19 protein-coding genes are annotated in these 20,504 nt (G+C 53.6%); 8 read left to right on the top strand and 11 right to left on the bottom strand.

The window, feature by feature from the left end:
* Nucleotides 1-12: 12 nt before the first annotated feature.
* Together ACS0RQ_RS03720 and plsY are read right to left on the bottom strand one after the other, a co-directional pair.
* Nucleotides 13-1,809 carry a thiamine pyrophosphate-requiring protein gene (locus tag ACS0RQ_RS03720; RefSeq protein ID WP_107223701.1) on the bottom strand — a complete coding sequence of 599 codons (1,797 nt, stop codon included), beginning with the start codon at nt 1,807-1,809 and terminating at the stop codon, nt 13-15.
* A 210-nt stretch (nt 1,810-2,019) separates the two neighbouring features.
* Nucleotides 2,020-2,622, bottom strand: coding sequence for a glycerol-3-phosphate 1-O-acyltransferase PlsY (gene plsY / locus ACS0RQ_RS03725; RefSeq protein WP_039078113.1), 603 nt, complete (start codon nt 2,620-2,622; stop codon nt 2,020-2,022).
* A gap of 107 nt (nt 2,623-2,729) precedes the next feature.
* On the opposite strand from plsY, the gene folB reads away from it, so the two are divergent.
* Both folB and bacA read left to right on the top strand, forming a co-directional pair.
* Nucleotides 2,730-3,098, top strand: coding sequence for a bifunctional dihydroneopterin aldolase/7,8-dihydroneopterin epimerase (folB, locus tag ACS0RQ_RS03730; protein WP_079497094.1), 369 nt, complete (start codon nt 2,730-2,732; stop codon nt 3,096-3,098).
* A gap of 106 nt (nt 3,099-3,204) precedes the next feature.
* A complete protein-coding gene (bacA, locus tag ACS0RQ_RS03735) occupies nt 3,205-4,023 on the top strand; it encodes an undecaprenyl-diphosphate phosphatase (RefSeq protein ID WP_271849675.1) in 819 nt (272 codons plus the stop codon).
* Nucleotides 4,024-4,034: 11 nt separating this feature from the next.
* On the opposite strand, the gene ACS0RQ_RS03740 is transcribed toward bacA, so the two are convergent.
* Both ACS0RQ_RS03740 and ACS0RQ_RS03745 read right to left on the bottom strand, forming a co-directional pair.
* Complete coding sequence (locus tag ACS0RQ_RS03740; RefSeq protein ID WP_271849767.1) at nt 4,035-5,276, bottom strand: multifunctional CCA addition/repair protein; 1,242 nt, start codon at nt 5,274-5,276, stop codon at nt 4,035-4,037.
* Nucleotides 5,277-5,392: 116 nt separating this feature from the next.
* Nucleotides 5,393-6,013, bottom strand: coding sequence for a TIGR04211 family SH3 domain-containing protein (locus tag ACS0RQ_RS03745; RefSeq protein ID WP_271849676.1), 621 nt, complete (start codon nt 6,011-6,013; stop codon nt 5,393-5,395).
* Nucleotides 6,014-6,250: 237 nt separating this feature from the next.
* Here ACS0RQ_RS03745 and ACS0RQ_RS03750 point away from each other — a divergent pair, with 237 nt between their 5' ends.
* Genes ACS0RQ_RS03750 through hldE form a run of 3 tightly spaced genes read left to right on the top strand, consistent with a single transcriptional unit; the run spans nt 6,251 to nt 11,905 of the window.
* A complete protein-coding gene (locus ACS0RQ_RS03750; RefSeq protein WP_271849677.1) occupies nt 6,251-7,552 on the top strand; it encodes a CYTH domain-containing protein in 1,302 nt (433 codons plus the stop codon).
* A gap of 23 nt (nt 7,553-7,575) precedes the next feature.
* Complete coding sequence (gene glnE / locus ACS0RQ_RS03755) at nt 7,576-10,425, top strand: bifunctional [glutamate--ammonia ligase]-adenylyl-L-tyrosine phosphorylase/[glutamate--ammonia-ligase] adenylyltransferase (protein ID WP_271849678.1); 2,850 nt, start codon at nt 7,576-7,578, stop codon at nt 10,423-10,425.
* Between the two features lie 46 nt (nt 10,426-10,471).
* Nucleotides 10,472-11,905 carry a bifunctional D-glycero-beta-D-manno-heptose-7-phosphate kinase/D-glycero-beta-D-manno-heptose 1-phosphate adenylyltransferase HldE gene (hldE, locus tag ACS0RQ_RS03760; protein ID WP_271849679.1) on the top strand — a complete coding sequence of 478 codons (1,434 nt, stop codon included), beginning with the start codon at nt 10,472-10,474 and terminating at the stop codon, nt 11,903-11,905.
* 124 nt (nt 11,906-12,029) lie between these two features.
* On the opposite strand, the gene ACS0RQ_RS03765 is transcribed toward hldE, so the two are convergent.
* From ACS0RQ_RS03765 to ubiK, 4 genes are all read right to left on the bottom strand, one after another.
* Nucleotides 12,030-12,089, bottom strand: a complete 60-nt coding sequence (locus ACS0RQ_RS03765; protein ID WP_115464832.1) for a type I toxin-antitoxin system Ibs family toxin — start codon at nt 12,087-12,089, stop codon at nt 12,030-12,032.
* Between the two features lie 245 nt (nt 12,090-12,334).
* Entirely contained in the window at nt 12,335-14,038 is a 1,704-nt protein-coding gene (locus ACS0RQ_RS03770) for a flotillin family protein (RefSeq protein ID WP_271849680.1), read from the bottom strand.
* 17 nt (nt 14,039-14,055) lie between these two features.
* On the bottom strand, nt 14,056-14,685 hold the full coding sequence (locus ACS0RQ_RS03775; protein ID WP_271849681.1) for an OB-fold-containig protein: 630 nt from the start codon (nt 14,683-14,685) through the stop codon (nt 14,056-14,058).
* 183 nt (nt 14,686-14,868) lie between these two features.
* Nucleotides 14,869-15,174, bottom strand: a complete 306-nt coding sequence (gene ubiK / locus ACS0RQ_RS03780; protein WP_039078104.1) for a ubiquinone biosynthesis accessory factor UbiK — start codon at nt 15,172-15,174, stop codon at nt 14,869-14,871.
* Between the two features lie 489 nt (nt 15,175-15,663).
* Between ubiK and ribB the strand changes: the two genes are divergently transcribed.
* A complete protein-coding gene (gene ribB / locus ACS0RQ_RS03785; RefSeq protein WP_039078103.1) occupies nt 15,664-16,317 on the top strand; it encodes a 3,4-dihydroxy-2-butanone-4-phosphate synthase in 654 nt (217 codons plus the stop codon).
* 202 nt (nt 16,318-16,519) lie between these two features.
* Nucleotides 16,520-16,732: a hypothetical protein gene (locus ACS0RQ_RS03790; RefSeq protein ID WP_039078102.1), complete on the top strand. Its 213-nt coding sequence runs from the start codon at nt 16,520-16,522 to the stop codon at nt 16,730-16,732.
* A gap of 22 nt (nt 16,733-16,754) precedes the next feature.
* On the opposite strand, the gene zupT is transcribed toward ACS0RQ_RS03790, so the two are convergent.
* The gene (gene zupT / locus ACS0RQ_RS03795) at nt 16,755-17,534 is read right to left on the bottom strand and encodes a zinc transporter ZupT (RefSeq protein ID WP_039078101.1); all 780 of its coding nucleotides are present in this window, start codon (nt 17,532-17,534) and stop codon (nt 16,755-16,757) included.
* Nucleotides 17,535-17,731: 197 nt separating this feature from the next.
* Between zupT and ygiD the strand changes: the two genes are divergently transcribed.
* The gene (gene ygiD / locus ACS0RQ_RS03800; protein ID WP_271849682.1) at nt 17,732-18,520 is read left to right on the top strand and encodes a 4,5-DOPA-extradiol-dioxygenase; all 789 of its coding nucleotides are present in this window, start codon (nt 17,732-17,734) and stop codon (nt 18,518-18,520) included.
* A gap of 116 nt (nt 18,521-18,636) precedes the next feature.
* Here ygiD and ACS0RQ_RS03805 read toward each other — a convergent pair whose 3' ends face one another.
* Both ACS0RQ_RS03805 and ACS0RQ_RS03810 read right to left on the bottom strand, forming a co-directional pair.
* Nucleotides 18,637-19,797 carry a glutathionylspermidine synthase family protein gene (locus ACS0RQ_RS03805; RefSeq protein WP_271849768.1) on the bottom strand — a complete coding sequence of 387 codons (1,161 nt, stop codon included), beginning with the start codon at nt 19,795-19,797 and terminating at the stop codon, nt 18,637-18,639.
* 5 nt (nt 19,798-19,802) lie between these two features.
* Nucleotides 19,803-20,477, bottom strand: coding sequence for a DUF1190 family protein (locus ACS0RQ_RS03810; RefSeq protein ID WP_271849683.1), 675 nt, complete (start codon nt 20,475-20,477; stop codon nt 19,803-19,805).
* Nucleotides 20,478-20,504 lie beyond the last annotated feature (27 nt).

Raw genomic sequence — 20,504 nt, forward strand, 5'->3', positions numbered from 1 at the left:
TGTTTTTTATCGCTACGATTTTTTGCCCGGCAATATTTCACTCATCAACTGGTTTGCCGTGTCGGCGAAAATCTTCCCGGCAGAACGATCTCCTTTGGCCATTGAGGCCATAAAGGCTTTTGCCTGTTTCAGGGTGATATGCGGCGGTAGCGGCGCCACTTCCGGATCGGTTTTCACTTCCAGTACAACGGGGCGTTCTGCTGACAAGGCTTGCTGCCAGGCAATCGGTAACTGTTGTGGATCATTAACGAAAATACCTTTGAGCCCCAGCGATTGTGCGAAGCGGGCATAACCCACATCGGGAATGTCCTGGGTTGCCTCAAATCGCGGATTGCCCTCCATCACGCGCTGCTCCCAGGTCACCTGGTTAAGATCCTGATTATTGAAGACACAAATGATCAGGCGCGGATCGCTCCAGCTTTGCCAGTATTTCTGAATGGTGATCAGTTCTGCCATGTTGTTCATTTGCATGGCACCATCCCCGACCAGCGCGACCACCACTTTCTGCGGGTAGGCAAATTTTGCGGCGATGGCGTAAGGTACAGCGGCACCCATACAGGCAAGGCCGCCAGACAGTGAGGCGCGTTGGCCCTGCTTCACTTTATAATCGCGTGCAAACCAGTTGGCGCACGAGCCGGAATCGGATGTGACGATGGCATCGTCCGGCAGCAGCGGTGACATTTCCCATACGACGCGTTGCGGGTTAACCGGTTTGGCGTCAGCCATCGCCCGTTCCTCAAGGGTCTCCCACCATGATTTCACCCCTCTGGCAATTTCCTCTTGCCAGCTACGGTCAGTTTTATGCGTCAGCAGAGGCAGCAGTGCGCGCAGGGTTTCCGCTGCATCGCCATGAAGATTAACTTCGACCGGGTAGCGTAGCCCCAGCATTGCCGGATCGATATCGACCTGCACCGCACGGGCCTGCCCCTCTTTCGGCAGGAATTCCGTCCATGGAAAACCGGTACCAATCATCAGCAGCGTGTCGCAATTCATCATCATGTCGTAAGACGGTTTCGTACCCAGCAGACCGATCGCGCCGGTGACAAAAGGCGCGTCATCCGGTAGTACATCTTTGCCGAGCAGCGCTTTTGCCACGCCAGCACCCAGTAGATTGGCCAGTTGCACCACTTCCAGTGCTGCGCCACGGGCACCCGCCCCAACCAGTATCGCCACTTTCTTTCCGCTATTCAGAATATCCGCGGCACGTTGCAGATCGGCCTCATAAGGCACGATTTTCGGACGTTGATATCCTGCTCCTGAGTGGGTGAAACCATGGGTATGCGGTGGCGCCTGCCAGGGTTCGTCCTGAATATCCTTCGGCAATATCAGGACCGTTACGCCGTTTTGCGCCACCGCGATACGTACGCCGCGATCGACCAGGTGGCGGACCTGGCTGGGGGAGGCGGCTTCTTGTACAAAGTTCGCCACGTCGGCGAAAACACGATCGAGGTTTAATTCTTGCTGATAGCTGGCACCGCGTGCAGTAGCCTCTGCCTGACCGGCGATGGCCAGTACCGGAGCATGGTCCATTTTCGCGTCATACAGGCCGGTTAGCAGATGGGTGGCGCCAGGGCCTCCGGTTGAGAGACATACGCCCAGCTCGCCGGTGAATTTGGCATGTCCTGCTGCCATAAACGCCGCCATTTCTTCATGGCGTACCTGAATAAACTCAATGCCATTGCCCGCTTTGTTCGCGCGTTGCAGCGCACCGAGCACACCGTTGATGCCATCACCGGGGTAGCCATAAATTCGGCTGACACCCCAGGCTTTCAGGCTCTCAATGAAAAAATCACTGGTCATTTTTGTCACTGTGTTGCCCCCTGGCTCAAAAAGTTAATCGAGCGTTAAGGATAGACGACATCATCAGAGTATGGGGGAGGGGCGCGGGACGTGGCTTAGCGCGCCGTTACGCCTGATGCGATACAGGCGTAACGGCAAAATTCAGTCCATTCAGGCAATGAAAGGGATGAACAGGGCATTTTCCCGGATATGATACTTTTTATCCGGGAGGGGATCCGTCTACTTTTTTTTCTTCAGTTTGTGCCAGATTTTTGTCTCCTGACGACGCCATAACCGCTGAATATTGTCGTGGTGACGTATCAGGATCAGGCAGGAGAGCATGGCAACCGGAAAGGTAAACTGGGGTTTAAACCACCAGACATAGAAGGGCGCAATCAGCGCGCTGACAATCGCACCTAACGAAGAGTAACCGCTAAGCAGGACGGTCAGCAGCCAGGTTCCCGCCATCACGCCTGTTAAGTCCCAGCCAATGGGCGCAATCGCACCAAAGGCAGTAGCAACGCCCTTTCCGCCCTGAAAATGGAAAAAAACAGGCCAGATATGCCCAAGGCAGGCGGCGATAGCAATAAGGCCAAGCCAGAAGGGGGTGATGCCAAGCGCATAAGCTCCCCATACCGGCAGCATGCCTTTTAGCACGTCAAAAATCAGTACCGTTACGGCTGCTCCTTTGCCGCCAATTCGTAATACGTTGGTCGCCCCTGGGTTGCCAGAGCCACTCTCACGTGGGTCAGGCAGACCTGCGATGCGGCAGACCAGAATGGCGCTGGATATTGAGCCGCAAAGATACGCGAGGATGATCATTCCAGGCGCGATTGCACTCATAACGCTGTTCCATTGTGAAAATGTCGTTTTATTATCTGCATCAGTGGATAATACGCATAAATTATGGAAAGTGGTATCCAGGTTAGCCAAAAAGCAGGTGGGGCGTGATGGACATTGTATTTATAGAGCAACTTTCGGTAATCACCACCATTGGTGTGTATGACTGGGAGCAGACGATTGAGCAAAAGCTGGTGTTCGATATCGAAATGGCATGGGATAACCGCCAGGCGGCGAAGAGCGACGATGTTAACGATTGTCTGAGCTATGCGGACATAGCAGAAACCGTCATTGCGCATGTCGAAGGAAGTCGTTTTGCGCTGGTGGAACGGGTCGCCGAAGAGGTCGCAGATTTATTGCTGAGCCGTTTTAACTCTCCGTGGGTACGTATCAAATTGAGCAAGCCGGGGGCTGTCGCCCGGGCTGCTAATGTTGGCGTCATCATTGAGCGTGGCAATAATCTGAAAAAAATTATTTAAATTCATAATTATTAAACCAAGCGCTAGTCTTCTGGTCATACGTCATGGCCATACGCGGCTTCCCCTGTGGTAAGCCGTTTTTTATGTCTGTTTAGGGGTTTATTTGATGAGCGATATGCACTCGCTGCTGGTGGCAGCAATTTTGGGTGTTGTCGAAGGATTGACGGAGTTTTTACCGGTTTCCAGTACGGGCCACATGATTCTTGTGGGGCATTTACTGGGTTTTGAGGGAGATACCGCAAAAACGTTTGAAGTTGTGATTCAGTTAGGGTCGATTTTGGCTGTGGTGGTGATGTTCTGGCGTCGCCTGTTTGGATTGATTGGTATTCACTTTGGTCGTCCCCCCCATGAAGGCACAGGCACAGGTCGCCTGACGCTCATTCATATCCTGCTGGGCATGGTTCCCGCCGTTGTTCTCGGCCTTGTTTTCCACGATGCGATTAAATCTCTCTTTAACCCCATTAACGTGATGTATGCGCTGGTGGTGGGTGGGGTACTGCTGATTGCAGCGGAATGCCTTAAACCAAAAGTGCCGCGCGCCGAGGGGGTGGACGATATCACCTTGCGCCAGGCATTTATGATTGGCTGCTTCCAGTGTCTGGCGCTATGGCCGGGATTCTCTCGTTCTGGGGCAACAATTTCAGGTGGTATGCTCATGGGCGTGAGCCGTTATGCGGCTTCGGAGTTCTCGTTCCTGTTGGCGGTGCCAATGATGATGGGGGCCACCGTACTGGATTTGTATAAGAGTCTTAAGTTTTTGACCGTGGGTGACATTCCGATGTTTGCCGTCGGCTTCGTGACGGCGTTTATCGTCGCTCTCATCGCGATCAAAACCTTCCTGGAGTTGATCAAACGTATCTCGTTTATCCCGTTTGCGATCTATCGCTTTATTGTCGCTGCCGCGGTCTACTTCATCTTTATCTAAATAACATGCCCTCAGTCTTTTGGCTGAGGGCAACGTTGTTCTTTCCAGTCGGCCACGGCCTGAATGCGACGGCGCGTTAACTCTTCACGCACTTCAATGCCTTTGAAACCGGCCTCAACAACCGCTTTGCTGGAGACCGCTTTTGCGACATCCCAGGCCTCACGCAGCAAGCGTCCCTGCGGGTAGTCGCACGCCTCAAACCCCGCACGTCCGCGCACGTCGGCCTCGCTGGTCAGGGCGATTTGCTCAACCCGCTGCGGCTTGCGCCAGGCGTCAATCGAATCGAACAATTTAACGATGGTCTTTGGCTGCAGGATCGGGAAGGTATGGATCAGATCATGGAATTCTGCCACCAGTTTGGCCAGATCGCGGATATCGTTCGGTACGCGCAATCGCTGGCAGACGCCCTCGACAAGTTTGACGCCCGCCGGGCCATGCCCGTGATGGCGTGGCCAAAGTTCCGGTGGGGTTAACCCTTTTCCCAGGTCGTGGCACAGAGTGGCAAAACGCACATCGACCTCAGGACTGAGCATCGCAGCCATGCTCACGGTCATCAGGGTATGAAGACCGGTATCGATTTCAGGATGCCATTTTGCTGGCGCAGGTACGCCAAACAGTGCGTCCACTTCCGGGAACAGCACTTTTAGCGCCCCGCAGTCACGCAATACCTGGAAAAAGACCTGTGGATTACGGGTTTTGAGAGCGTTTTCCGTCTCTTTCCAGACGCGTTCAGGGGTCAGATGCGCCAACTCACCTGCGGCGGTCATATCGCGCATGAGCGCCATGGTTTCGTCGGCAATGCGAAAACTTAAATGCGCATAACGGGCGGCAAAACGCGCCACACGCAGGACACGCAAGGGATCTTCGGCAAACGCGGGGGAAACATGGCGCAGCAGGCGGCGGTGCAAATCGTTCTTACCGCCATAGGGATCGATTATGTTGCCGTTATCATCCTGCGCAAGTGCATTGACGGTTAAGTCGCGGCGTAACAGATCTTGCTCAAGCGTTACATCCGGCGCTGCATAGCAGGAAAAACCGGTATAACCGAAACCTGATTTTCGTTCAGTACGGGCAAGAGCGTACTCTTCGTGACTTTGTGGATGGAGAAACACGGGAAAATCGCGGCCTACCTGCTGGTAGCCCGCGTCGAGCATCTCTGCTGGCGTGGCGCCAACCACCACCCAATCTTTGTCTTTGACCGACAGGCCCAGTAACGCATCGCGAACTGCGCCACCGACCAGATAACTCTTCACGCCGCCTGACTCCTCACATCTGTGACTTTTCATTAACCTGCCTTATCGGAAATTGAGACAGGTTCTTATTTTTGCCGACAGATAATACGTAAGTGTAGAGAAGATGGCTAATCAGCTTAGTTCATCCAGCGATCTTTGCGTTTACGGCGCGGGATTAAATGCGGCAACACAAGGCCCAGGAACAGACCCGCACCCAATACGCCACCGCCATACATAAACCACTGCATGATAATGGTGCGTTGTTTGTCGTCGAGTTGCAGGTTAGCGGCGTTCACTTTCTTCTGCGCGACAATAAGCTCGTTCTTAAGCTTCTGATTTTCTTCTTTCAGGCTGTTAATGACCCCATCGCTACCGGCCACTTTTTGCTGCATATCCGCCGTGCGCTGGTTCCAGGTATTGTCGATATTGTTGAGCTTATCGGTCAGGGTCTTCACCTGGTTTTCCAGTTCCGGCACGCGCGTGCGCAGGCTGGGCTGAGTATTGAGTTCTTTAAGCGGGATCCAGGCTGTACGGCCACTGCTGTCGCGTACCTGTGCGTAGTTAGACGCTTCATTGGTTTGCAACAGCACCACTTCCTCGCCGGCATTTACCGTGCCCACAAGGCGGTAGTTATCTCCCGGGCCACTGCGAACCCAGGTGTTCAATTCATCAGAGACGTAACGTTTTTCTTCGGCGTGGGCCAATGTGGAAACGCTAAGCGCAAATAAGGTTATTCCAATCAGGCGTAATTTAAGCATCAGGCGTCGTTATTATCTTTAAGCGTGAATAAAAACAGTGCCAACAGTCTGACGATAGCTGGCAGGCGGCATCAATCGGAATCATCCGGGTCGAACAAAGCGCATAAGTGAACTTTTACACCCATGATATCGCGCATTGCATGGCAATCTGACACAAAATACTATCTACTGACAAACATCGGGCGCGTTAGTTCGCCGAAATTTTGACTGATGTGACATAACCATAAGTGCAAAGCCATGGCTCAGGAAATCGAATTAAAATTTTACGTACATCCCGACAGCGTTGAAACGCTTCGTAACCATCTTCATTCGCTCACCGACGATCGCGTAGCGCCCACCCAGTTACTCAACATCTATTACGAAACGGCAGATAACTGGCTGCGTCGTCATGATATGGGGCTGCGTATCCGCGGCTTCGACGGTCAGTACGAAATGACGATGAAAATCGCCGGACGCGTTGTCGGCGGGTTACATCAACGTCCTGAATATAATATCGCGCTGGATAAACCGGAGCTGGATCTGGCTCGCTTCCCGCAGGAAGTCTGGCCGGATGGCGCGCTGCCAGAAAATCTCCAGGCGCAGACACAGCCGCTCTTTAGCACCGATTTCTACCGGGAGAAATGGCTGGTTAATGTCGGTGAAAGCCGTATTGAGATTGGGCTGGATCTGGGCGAAGTTAAAGCCGGCGAGCTGGCAGAGCCTATCTGTGAGCTTGAGCTTGAACTGCTAAGCGGCGATCCGGCGGATATCCTCAAACTTGCCCGTCAGCTCGTGACCCAGTCAGGGCTGCGTCAGGGTAGCCTGAGTAAGGCTGCACGCGGCTATCATCTGGCGCAGGGTAATGCCGAACGTCATCGCCGCCCTACGCCCATACTCAAAGTTCAACCGAAAGCCACAACGGAGCAGGCTTTTACCGCCGCGCTGGAGCTGGGACTTTCGCAGTGGCAATACCATGAAGAACTGTGGGTTCGCGGCGATAACCGGGTAAAAGCGGACGTACAGTCTGCGATTACGCTCATTCGCCATACTCTTATGTTGTTTGGCGGCATTGTGCCGCGTAAAGCGAGCGCACGCCTGCGCGATTTGCTGACCCAGGCGGAAGCAACGCTGACGTCAGATGTCTCCGCAGCGACGGCCGCATGGAGCGCAGAGGCGGCAACGGCGAAACTGCTGCTGACAGAGTGGCTGGTTTCCCAGGGCTGGCGCACCTTCCTCGATGACAAAGCGCAGGCGAAATTTGCCGACTCCTTCAAGCGTTTTGCCGATACCCATTTGTCCCGCTGCGCCGCTGAACTTAAAAGTACGTTCGCGCATCCGTTGGGAGACAGTTATCGCGATCAGTTGCCGCGTCTGGCACGAGAAATAGATAGCGTGCTGTTGCTGTCTGGCTATTACGACGCGGTGCAGGCAAATGCCTGGCTGGAAAACTGGCAAGGCTTGCTCCACGCCATTGAGACGCGCCAGCGTATTGAAATCGAACATTTCCGTAACGAAGCAATCTGTCAGCAGCCCTTCTGGCTGCACAGTGGACAACGCTAACCCGGTCAAGGAAACCCCCGACGATGCCGCACTCTCCACAGTTACAGCAGCACTGGCAAACTGTACTGGCCCGCTTGCCTGAGTCATTCAGTGAAACACCGCTTAGTGAACAAGCGCAGTTAGTGCTTACTTTCAGTGATTTTGTGCAGGATAGCTTTGCCGCGCATCCTGACTGGCTGGCTGAGCTGGAAAGCGCGCCGCCACAGGCGGACGAATGGAAGCAATATGCGCAAACCCTTCGTGAATCGCTGGAGGGTGTGGCGGATGAGGCATCATTAATGCGTGCGCTGCGTCTGTTCCGTCGCCATATGATGGTGCGCATTGCCTGGGCGCAGTCGCTGGCGCTGGTGGCCGAAGAGGAGACATTGCAGCAGTTGAGCGTACTGGCGGAGACTCTGATCGTCGCTGCACGTGACTGGCTTTACGATGCCTGCTGTCGCGAGTGGGGAACACCGTGCAATCAGCAGGGGGAACCGCAGCCGTTGCTGATTCTTGGCATGGGCAAGCTGGGTGGCGGGGAGCTTAACTTTTCCTCAGATATCGATCTGATTTTTGCCTGGCCGGAAAACGGTTCAACGCGCGGCGGGCGACGTGAACTTGATAACGCCCAGTTTTTTACTCGTCTTGGGCAGCGCCTAATCAAAGTGCTCGACCAGCCGACGCAGGATGGCTTTGTCTATCGCGTGGATATGCGGCTGCGCCCGTTTGGCGACAGCGGTCCGCTGGTGCTGAGTTTTGCCGCGCTGGAAGATTATTATCAGGAGCAGGGGCGCGACTGGGAACGTTATGCGATGGTGAAAGCCCGCATTATGGGCGATAAGGACGATGTTTACGCTGGCGAATTACGGGCCATGCTGCGACCGTTCGTCTTCCGCCGCTATATCGATTTCAGCGTTATTCAGTCTCTGCGTAACATGAAAGGGATGATTGCCCGCGAAGTGCGCCGCCGTGGTCTGAAAGATAACATTAAGCTGGGCGCGGGCGGCATCCGTGAGATTGAGTTTATCGTTCAGGTGTTCCAGTTGATACGCGGTGGGCGTGAACCGTCGTTGCAGTCCCGTTCACTGTTACCGACGCTGGACGCTATTGATAAGCTGGGTTTGCTGCCGCCTGGCGATGCACCGGCGTTACGTCAGGCCTATTTGTATCTGCGTCGTCTGGAAAACCTGCTGCAAAGTATTAATGACGAACAAACGCAGACGCTGCCGACAGACGAACTCAATCGCGCGCGTCTGGCCTGGGGGATGCGGGTCGCTGATTGGGAAACCCTGACCGCTGAGCTTGAAAAGCAGATGTCTGCCGTACGAGGGATATTCAACACCCTGATTGGCGATGACGAAGCCGAAGAGCAGGGGGATGCGCTCTCCGGGCAATGGAGTGAGCTGTGGCAGGATGCGTTTCAGGAAGATGACAGCACGCCTGTGCTGGCGCACCTTTCTGACGATGATCGCCGCCGCGTGGTCGCGATGATTGCTGATTTTCGCAAAGAGCTGGATAAGCGCACCATTGGCCCGCGCGGCCGCCAGGTGCTCGACCACCTGATGCCGCATCTGTTGAGTGATGTCTGTTCCCGTGAGGATGCCCCTGTACCGCTGTCTCGCGTGACGCCGTTGTTAACGGGAATTGTCACGCGTACGACGTACCTTGAGCTGCTCAGCGAATTTCCCGGTGCGCGTAAGCATCTGATTTCACTCTGTGCCGCCTCGCCGATGGTGGCCAGTAAGCTGGCGCGTTATCCGTTATTGCTGGATGAGTTGCTCGATCCGAATACCCTTTATCAGCCCACGGCGATGAATGCCTACCGGGATGAGTTACGTCAGTATCTGCTGCGAGTGCCGGATGACGATGAAGAGCAGCAACTGGAGGCGTTACGCCAGTTTAAACAGGCTCAATTGTTGCGTGTGGCGGCAGCAGACCTCGCTGGCACACTCCCCGTGATGAAAGTGAGCGATCACTTAACATGGCTTGCCGAAGCCATCATTGAAGCCGTGGTACAACAGGCGTGGAGCCTGATGGTATCGCGTTATGGGCAACCGAAACACTTACGTGACCGTGAAGGCCGTGGGTTTGCGGTGGTCGGTTACGGCAAACTGGGCGGTTGGGAGCTGGGCTATAGTTCCGATCTGGATTTGATTTTCCTTCATGACTGTCCGGTGGACGTGATGACTGACGGCGAGCGGGAAATCGATGGCCGTCAATTTTATCTGCGCCTTGCTCAGCGCGTGATGCACCTGTTCAGTACGCGCACCTCATCCGGGATCCTGTATGAAGTAGACGCGCGCTTGCGCCCGTCCGGTGCGGCGGGAATGCTGGTGACCTCAACCGAATCCTTTGCTGACTACCAGCGCACCGAAGCCTGGACGTGGGAACATCAGGCGCTGGTTCGCGCCCGCGTTGTCTATGGCGATCCACAATTAAACGCGCAATTTGATGCCATCCGCCGCGATATCACCATGACCGTGCGTGACGGTGCGACGTTACAAACCGAGGTGCGTGAGATGCGCGAAAAAATGCGCGCCCACTTGAGCAATAAGCACAAGGATCGCTTTGATATTAAAGCCGATGAGGGCGGGATTACCGATATCGAATTTATCACCCAGTATCTGGTGCTGCGTTATGCCCATGCAAAACCGAAACTGACGCGCTGGTCGGACAATGTCCGCATTCTGGAAGGGCTGGCACAAAACGGCATTATGGAAGAGCAGGAAGCGCAGGCACTTACCACCGCTTATACAACGTTGCGTGATGAACTGCACCACCTGGCGCTTCAGGAGCTGCCAGGGCATGTTCCGGAGGCATGTTTTGTCGCTGAGCGCGCGATGGTGCGAGCCTGCTGGAACAAGTGGTTGGTGGAGCCGTGCGAGGACGCATAAGTGTGCTATTATCGCGCGCAAATTTTGTATCTCTCAGGAGACAGGAATGAAAGTAACGCTGCCAGAGTTTAATCAAGCGGGAGTGCTGGTCGTAGGCGATGTGATGCTGGATCGCTACTGGTACGGTCCAACCAGCCGTATTTCACCGGAAGCGCCGGTACCAGTGGTGAAGGTCGAAACCATTGAAGAGCGTCCGGGTGGTGCGGCGAACGTGGCAATGAACATCGCTTCTCTGGGCGCGGGCGCGCGTCTGGTTGGGTTGACCGGTATTGACGATGCGGCGCGTGCATTGAGCAAAGCTCTGGCGGACGTCAACGTGAAATGCGACTTCGTTTCTGTTCCAACTCACCCTACCATCACCAAGCTGCGTGTTTTGTCGCGTAATCAGCAACTGATTCGTCTCGATTTCGAAGAGGGCTTTGATGGTGTGGATCCTGAGCCGCTGCATGAACGGATTAATCAGGCGCTGAGCAGCATCGGCGCGCTGGTGCTCTCCGATTACGCCAAAGGGGCGCTGACGAGCATTCAGCAGATGATCACGCTGGCGCGCGGTGCTGGCGTGCCTGTACTGATCGACCCGAAAGGGACCGACTTTGAACGCTATCGTGGTGCGACCCTGCTGACACCGAATCTCTCCGAATTTGAAGCCGTGGTCGGCAAATGCAAAGACGAAGACGATATTGTTGAACGTGGCATGAAGCTGATTGCCGATTTCGACCTGACTGCGCTGCTGGTCACCCGTTCTGAACAGGGAATGACGCTGCTACAGCCGGGCAAAGCACCACTGCATCTGCCGACGCAGGCGCAGGAAGTGTATGACGTGACCGGTGCGGGTGACACGGTGATTGGTGTGCTGGCTGCTACGCTTGCTGCCGGTAATTCGCTGGAAGAAGCCTGCTTCTTCGCGAACGCTGCTGCTGGCGTTGTGGTGGGTAAACTCGGGACTTCAACGGTTTCGCCTATCGAACTGGAAAACGCGGTGCGCGGGCGTTCGGAGACGGGATTTGGTGTGATGACCGAAGAAGAACTGCGCGACGCCGTGGCGGCAGCACGCAAACGTGGCGAAAAAGTGGTCATGACCAACGGCGTGTTCGACATCCTGCACGCGGGTCATGTGTCATATCTGGCGAATGCCCGTAAGCTCGGCGATCGTCTGATCGTCGCGGTGAACAGCGATGCTTCCACTAAACGGCTGAAAGGGGATTCGCGCCCGGTTAACCCGCTTGAGCAACGTATGATTGTTCTCAGCGCGTTGGAAGCCGTGGACTGGGTGGTCCCGTTTGAAGAAGATACGCCGCAGCGTCTGATTGCCTCCGTTCTGCCGGATAAGCTGGTGAAAGGGGGTGACTACAAGCCGGAGGAGATCGCCGGGAGCGAAGAAGTGTGGGCCAACGGCGGTGAAGTGCTGGTGCTCAACTTTGAAGATGGCTGTTCGACCACCAACATCATCAGGAAAATCCAGAAAGACAGCGAGAAGTAAGCAATGCGGGAGATGCATCGAACATCTCGTTATGAGGCTTTCCTCGCTGTTGACGGTGCTGCTTTTTCGACCTAAATTAAAGGAACAAGGGTGAGAGGGGATTTCTCCCCCCTCTGATTGACTGTTAGTAAGCTGCGAAACTTATCGTTAACAGAACAATCAGTATGATGATGTGCTTCATCATAACCCTTTCCCTATTAAAGCCCCTTCCTCGGGAGGGGCTTTCCCGTTTCAGCCCCTTGCTGACCCAGCGATTGTTGGTGAGTGCTTCTACAGGGACAAGAGCTTTTCCCCTCGGATGTTTTATTACTGGATCGTTCACGCAAAACGGCCTCCGTTCCGAACGTTACGTACTGAAAAGGCGCGTTCAGAATAAAAAAATCCCCGGCTTTATGGGCCAGGGTTGGGGTTACATAAGGTGGGAAGAAACTATTCCTCTTTTACCGTTTCTTCTTTTACCGTTGTGACCGCGATTTCTTCATTTGGCCCGACCGCAGGCGATGAATTTAACGGCGTTGCCATGGCTGCCAGCGAGCCGCCGGAAATCCCAATTTCATTAAGCAGCGAATCAATCAGCGGCGCCTGGGTTCGGTAGGCGAGAGCGGCAGAGAGTGCCTGCTCCGCCAGATTGCCACCGTTAACCGTACCAGTGGTCACTTCGCCTGCCGCTCCGCCGCGGTTCAGCCCATCTACCTGAATGATTTTGATACCTTCGATGGACTTCATTGGCTCAACGGATTTCTCGATAACCGCAGGCAGAGACTGCAGAAGTGCCAGTTTGAATTTGAGGCTGGTTTGTTCGTTGGAAAGCACGTTGATCGCATCGTTCAGCGCGCGCTGCGCTTCGGCTTCAGCCAGACCTTTTTTCCGCGTTGCTTCCGCCAGTTCGACGATGGCTGCAGCCTGCAATTCTGCCGCTTCTTTCTCGGCTTTGGCGCGTACTGTCAGCTCAACCGCTTTCGTTTCCGCATCCTGAGCTGCGGCAATCAGCGCAACCCGTTTTGCACGATCGGCTTCTGCGGTCTGGCGTGTGGTTTCTACGTTTTGCTGGGCACGAACGGCTTCCGCCAGTGCGTCGTTGGCTTTTGCTTCCGCCTGGGACTGTTGCTCAGACTTCGCCGCGATGGCGATGGATTTCGTCTGGTTGGCAATCTCCGTCACCTGCTGTTGCTCGATCTCTTTAATGCGAACTTCACGCTCAGCCTCAACTTTTCTGGAACGTACTGCCTGTTCGCGTTCGATTTCACTTTCCTGAATTTGCCGTTCCGCCAGGATACGTGTTTGCTCGGCTTCACGATGGCGCTCTGCTTCGAAGGCGGCGATTTTGGCATTCTGCTCGGCGGTGCGGGTTTTCACCTGCTGCTCCTGCTCAAGCGTCATAAATGCCTCTTGCTGCTCAATCTCAAGTTTGCGCGCCAGGGCATCGCGGTTCTTCTCACGGACTGCAACTTCAACATCCTGCTCGACTTCGTTACGTTCACGGCGACGGCGCTCAGTTTCCTGTGTCAGTTTGGTGAGACCTTCGGCATCAAAGGCGTTGTTCGGGTTGAAATGCACTTTTTCCGTCTGGTTGAAGTTGGTTAACGAGACGCTTTCCAGCTCCAGACCGTTCTTCGACAGATCTTCCGCAACGGTGTTTTGCACACCCTGAACGAAGTTCTCGCGAGTGTCCTGTAACTCATGCATGGTCATCTGGGAGGCCGTAGCACGCAGGGCATCAACGAATTTATCTTCAATCAACACGCGGAGATCTTCTGGTGACAATGTACGCTGCCCCAATGTCTGTGCGGCAGTGGCAATCCCCTCAATCGACGGTTTTACGCGTACGAAAAAGGCAACAACGACATCAACGCGCATACGATCTTTAGTGATCAGGCTGTCAACCGTGGAGCGGCTCACCTCGAGTTTAAGGGTATTCATGTTAATCGGAATAATTTCGTGGAAGATGGGCATCACAATCGCGCCGCCACTCATTACCACTTTCTGCCCACCTAAACCTGTTCGTACAAACGCCTGCTCAGCCGAGGCCCGACGGTATAACCGGGCAAAAATAATCCCGATGACCAACAAGACAAAAACGGCTATCAGGGCATAACTCATCCATGAGGGAAATAGATTCAATAGATTTTCCATAATACTTCCTTTTGTTTTTACAATTCATTTGGCCAGGGGTTCAGTTCCGCCAAATAACGGCTGGCGGACAACCGACAAATAATGAGGACCTTATCGCCTCGTTTAAACGTCTTTCCTTCTTCGGGTTCCAGAAGTAAATAATGTACCTGCCCAAACTTATCTTTAAATTTTCCTTCACACGGGCGTTGAGGCTCCGCACTGTGGCCCGTGATAATGGCCATAGCGCCAATAAAATCATCTTCTGTGATCGCGCTGGTTTCATCTCCCGGTAGCCAGCGCCCTAAAAGTTTACCGGTATAGTGTGTGCAAATACCTGAAAAAATAAGGCAAAAAGGGGTCAGGACTATATTGGGAAGCGGGGTTTGCAGCAGTGTCACGCTCATATGCTGTAAAAAAATGCCAGACAAGCCGAAGCAACCGGCGATAAGGCAAAGGACAACCAGTGCGGGGACGCGACCAAAATTAAGGTAATGGAAAAACTGGTTCAAATGGCCTGAGGCGACACCGTCATAATCACCCAGATGTGAATCAATAACACCAGAAATAACATTCCCAAAGAACAGTGAGACAATTTCCACAATACCTATAAATGCCACAAATGCGAGGGCGAAAAAGTAAGGCGAGTAGTATTCAGGAAAAATATCCATATATTCTCCTTGGGTTATTTTTTTAAATCAGACGCATATTTTCGTTAGTATTGAAGGCGATATTATCATAAATGAGGAAGTAACAAAAAGGTGGATGAACTCCCGGAATATCGTAGGGTAATCGATGAAAACCTTATCGATTACCCCTTTGCGGTTGGCTATGCGGGGGATGCCAGAATTGGCTTAAACGCCTGTATCTGGCGAATCAACCGGAGGAATTGCCGGAGCCGGTTTCACCTCTGCTGACGCATTGCGATTTTCCAGTTCGTTCAGACGTTGCTCGAGCAGGGCCAGTTTTTCACGTGTACGGAGCAGTACCTGTGTCTGTACGTCAAACTCCTCGCGGCTGACGAGGTCAAGGCGGGTCAGTTGCGCCTGCAGAGACTGGCGGATTTTTTTCTCAACATCTTCCCCGAACTCGCGAATCCCTTTTGGCATCGATTCGTGGACCTGACGCGCAATCTGTTCAATTTTTTTCGGGTCAATCATTTGTATGTTCCCTGTTCGGATAGGTTCTGACAATTATTGTAGTGTGATATGTCATAACGATAAACCAGATTTGTTTGAAGGTTACGCGTTGCCGAAGGTAATCAATAGCGTTATAGTTATCCCGCTTATTCTCAGGGCGGGGCGAAATTCCCCACCGGCGGTAAATCAGCGATGTCCAATAGATTTCACGTAGCGGCAAGGCGGCAACTGAGCGAATTCCAGGAACATAGTCAACTATGTGACTGGGATGAGTGAAGGAAGCCAACGCAGCAGCGGCGTGAAAGATGAAGGACAGGTTGAAAGCCCGCGAGCGCTTTTGATGCAAATCGAAAGGTCAGCAGATCCGGTGTAATTCCGGGGCCGACGGTTAAAGTCCGGATGGGAGAGAGTAACGATTCAGTTGGGCCTGGAGGCCCGCTTGCGTTATTTTTTTATACTCCTAAGACTGCCCTGATTCTGGTAACCATAACTTTATTGAGGTCTTTTACCATGAATCAGACGCTGCTTTCTTCTTTTGGCACGCCATTCGAACGTATTGAAAATGCTTTAACTGCACTGCGCGAAGGTCGCGGTGTAATGGTTCTCGATGATGAAGATCGCGAGAATGAAGGCGACATGATTTTTGCCGCTGAAACCATGACCGTTGAGCAGATGGCGTTGACCATCCGTCACGGTAGCGGCATTGTTTGCCTGTGCATCACCGAAGATCGTCGTAAACAACTTGATCTGCCGATGATGGTTGAAAACAACACCAGCGCTTACGGTACGGGCTTTACCGTTACCATCGAGGCAGCTACGGGGGTTACTACCGGTGTTTCGGCTGCCGATCGTGTTACTACCGTGCGTGCTGCCATTGCTGATGGCGCTAAACCTTCAGATCTGAATCGTCCGGGGCACGTTTTCCCGCTGCGTGCGCAGCAGGGCGGTGTATTGACGCGCGGTGGTCATACAGAAGCGACGATCGATCTTGTGACCCTGGCAGGGTTCAAACCGGCCGGTGTGCTGTGTGAACTGACGAACGATGATGGCTCCATGGCGCGCGCGCCGGAGTGTATCCAGTTTGCTCGCGAGCACAACATGGCTGTCGTCACCATCGAAGATCTGGTGGCTTATCGTCTGGAGCATGAGCGTAAAGCCAGCTAAGTGATAGCCACCCAATGAAAAAAATCCGAAGCCGGGCATCGACTTCGGATTTTTTTATTTCCCCGTGAGTACCTTGCTGAAAATACCTCATTTATCCGCTTTGTTGATCTCGCTAATGGCGACAACGGCTTGCTACTTATAAAGTGGTACCCATGACGTAATGGCTCGCGCAACCACATGTGGAGCGTGATAAGGAAGGGGTATGCTGATTTATTGGTGCGGTTTTTTTGTCGTTGTGCTCGTGATGTTCGCGCATATCATGTGCCTGCGCCGGAATTGCAGGGCATTTCGCCAGGATCGTGATGCACAACAGGAAGGCTACCAGCGCGCGTTAAAGATCATCCAGTCCATGCAAGCAAATGAGCAAGGGCAGGCGAAACCCGAAGCGGCTTCCGAAAGCGGCGTTGCTCAATAGGCGCGAGCAACGCCTGATTGTATTAACCAAATCCCATCGTTTGCAGCGCAACCAGGCTAAGGCCCATTACCGACATCCCGCAAAGCACGCCATAGCTTGGGTTGTTGTTGGGGTCTATCTCTTTAGCCAGCGGCATCAGTTCATCAACAGAGAGCGCGACCATAATTCCGGCAACCGCTGCCATGACTGCCGCCATCACCATCGGGGAGACCAGGCTTCCCAGAATCAGCCAGGCAAGAACCCCACCGAGAATCTCGGCAAACCCGGATATTCCCGCCCAAAAAATAGCCGTTCGTTTTGAACCGGTTGCTGCATAAACCGGTCCGGCAACCGCAAGACCTTCTGGAATATTGTGCAAGGCTACCGCCAGGGCAATACCGAAACCGAGTTCAAGGTCGTTACTGGCCGTCACAAAGGTGGCAATACCTTCCGGAAAGTTATGCAAGCTGATGCCCAGCGTCAATAAGATCGCCGTACGTTGGATCTTGCGGGGGACCGGGTGCTGCGAGCACGAACCCTGCATTAAATCCTGCGGGTGTGCATGGGGGAGCATACGGTCAAGGGCAAAGTAGCCCAACAGGCCGATGACGAACATGCCATAGCCCAGCATGGGTGACATGCCTTCGGTAGCCAGTGCGGCTGGCAGCATCTCCATAAGGGAGATAAGCAGCATAATGCCAGCGGCAAATCCCAGCGAAAATGCCAGTACACGGTTTGACGGTTTCTGGCCAAGAACTCCCAGAAAGGCGCCGATAAAGGTAGCAGCGCCGGCAAGTAACGTCAGAATCAGTGGGGCTGACATGTATCACTCCTTATGATAATGCTTCTCATTAATGTTAAATATTAATGGTTTCCAAAGCGAGGCCGCCGCATCACCTTTACGCAATTCTTACATTCAAAAATTCTGAATATCTTCATCATGCTTATCTGAGTTCATCACCCGATGAATAAGCGTAATGTGTGTTCATTAAATATGACACACTCAGTAAGGATATCATCATGTCTGCACCTCGCATGCCAGCACTGTTTTTGGGCCACGGCAGCCCGATGAATGTTCTGGAAGATAACGTTTATACCCGCGCCTGGGCTCAGCTTGGCGAAACACTGCCGCGTCCTAAAGCTATTGTGGTTGTCTCAGCACACTGGTTTACGCGTGGTACCGGGGTAACCGCGATGGAAGCGCCGCAGACAATCCATGACTTTGGGGGATTCCCTCAGGCGTTGTACGACACCCATTACCCGGCTCCGGGTTCGCCTGCGCTGGCCCAGCGTCTGGTTGAATTGCTGTCACCCGTGCCGGTCACTTTGGATAAAGAAGCCTGGGGTTTTGACCACGGCTCCTGGGGCGTGCTGATCAAAATGTATCCGAATGCCGATATCCCGATGGTGCAATTGAGTATCGACAGTACCAAACCGGCGGCATGGCATATGGAAGTAGGGCGTAAGCTGGCAGCACTGCGCGATGAAGGCATAATGTTGGTGGCGAGCGGTAACGTGGTGCATAACCTGCGTACGGCACGCTGGCATGGCGATAGCTCGCCTTACCCGTGGGCGACCGCTTTCAACGAATTTGTGAAGGATAACCTGACATGGAAAGGGCCGATCGGGCAGCATCCGCTGGTCAATTATATGGAGCATGAAGGTGGTTCGCTTTCTAACCCTACACCGGACCATTTCCTGCCGCTGCTCTATGTTCTGGGGGCGTGGGATGGGGTGGAGAATATCTCGATTCCGGTAGACGGTCTGGAAATGGGCAGCCTGAGTATGTTGTCGGTGCAGATAGGCTAAGGTTTTGTAGCCTGGGCAAGCGTATGCGCCCCGGGATATTCCCGGATGCAGCGTTGCCTTCTCCGGGCTACGACTCAGGAGCCCCGGGTAAGCGCACCCAGGGTCCCTGTCGCACGTTACTCTACAAAAATATGCGGATAGAAACGTGACAGATCCTGGGTGATCAACGCCCGGTCTTCACGAATACCAATACCCGCAGGTTGATCGTTAATAAGCCAACTGCCAATCAGCGTGTAGCTGTCACCAAACCTGGGTAACTGACAGAACTGTTGGACGATCATCCCTTCTTCGCCGTAAGGGCCTTCGACCTCTTCGATCGTTTTGCCATTTTCGATAATGGATACATTTGCCCCTTCGCGAGAGAAGATAGGCTTAATGACGTATTTTTCCATTTCCGGGTGAGCATCTTCGGCAAACCAGGCAGGCAACAGGTTCGGATGGTTGGGGAACATCTCCCACAGCATTGGCAGGAGCGCTTTGTTTGAAATGATGCTTTTCCATGCCGGTTCCAGCCAGCGAACACCTGCATCTTCCAGCTTGGTCGAGAAGTCTTCGCGCAGCATATACTCCCAGGGGTACAGCTTAAACAGATTACTGATCACCTGATCCTGCAGATCGGTAAACTGCCCTTTTTCCCCGAGGCCAATATCTTCAATATAGAGAAACTCGCTGGCCACATCCGCTTCTGCGGCGCAGTCTTGCAGATATTGCACGGTACCCCGGTCTTCAACGGTATCGCGACAGCAAGCGAAATGCAGCAGGTTAAAGCCATGTTGTTCGCGTAGCTCTGCAAAACGCTCAATAAGTTTTTCCTGCAGGCTGTTGAATTGATCGCAGCCTTCCGGCAGCTTGCCTGCGTTTATCTGATCTTCCAGCCAAATCCACTGAAAAAATGCCGCTTCATACAATGAGGTTGGTGTATCGGCATTATTTTCCAGCAGCTTCGGTTCGCCAGTACCATTCCAGGCCAGGTCAAGGCGTGAATAAAGCGATGGCTGCCCGGTTTTCCAGGACTGACGTACAAAGCCCCAGGTGTGCTTTGGAATGCGGAATTTCGCCAGCAATTCGTCACTGGCGATAACCTTGTCCACAACCTGCAGACACATCTGATGGAGCTCGGCGGTGACCTCTTCCAGTTTCTCGACCTGGGCGAGCGTCAGTTTGTAGTAGGCATCTTCACACCAGTATGGCTCGCCATACATGGTGTGAAAGTTGAAACCATACTCGGTGGCTTTCTCGCGCCAGTCGGGACGTTCGACGATGTTGATTCTTTCCATGGTCATCAGCCGCCCATTGAACGGGTTGAGGTGCCGCTGGCGCTACGCTGCATAGAGGCGGTCTGTTTGGCCACGGACTGACCAAAACCGCCACGCGTGATGGTGGAGGTCGTTGCAGGTTTTGGTGCCATCGCAGTTTTCGAAACCGTTGCGCTACGGCCAGGCTGGGCTGCACCATAGCTTTTGCCGCTGGCATCGGTGTACTGACCATAGGCCGGGCTGGCCGGGTTTTTGGAGCTGAACAGCGGCTGCTGGGCATAACCCGCGCCACCACCCATCAGGCGACCCATCATGTAACCCGCCATCAGTGGCATCCAGAAACTGCCACCAGACTGTTGTGCCTGCGCCTGGTTTTCCGTCGCCATACCTGCCTGAGCAGGAGCTTGCTGACACTGACCTTCGCCAAACTCAGCTACGCAATCCTCGCGCGATGCATATTTCGGCGCGGTACGTGCTGCTTCTTTCAGCGCATTGTCATAGGTGGTTTTACATTCGGCGCTTTTGTCCGGGTTCGCCGAAGCACAGTCATCGGCATTCTGATACATTTTTACTGTTTCATCGTTTTGTTCGCACCCTGCCAACATAAAGACGGCAGTCACGGCCAGCGCTACGGGCGTCAGGTGACGCGCGCCCCAGCTTTTGCGAAACATCGCATGATTAATATTTTTTGTCCGTTTCATATTTGTCTTCCGAGACCCACAGGTATT

The organism is Phytobacter diazotrophicus (assembly GCF_052061655.1).
Classification (GTDB): domain Bacteria; phylum Pseudomonadota; class Gammaproteobacteria; order Enterobacterales; family Enterobacteriaceae; genus Phytobacter; species Phytobacter diazotrophicus.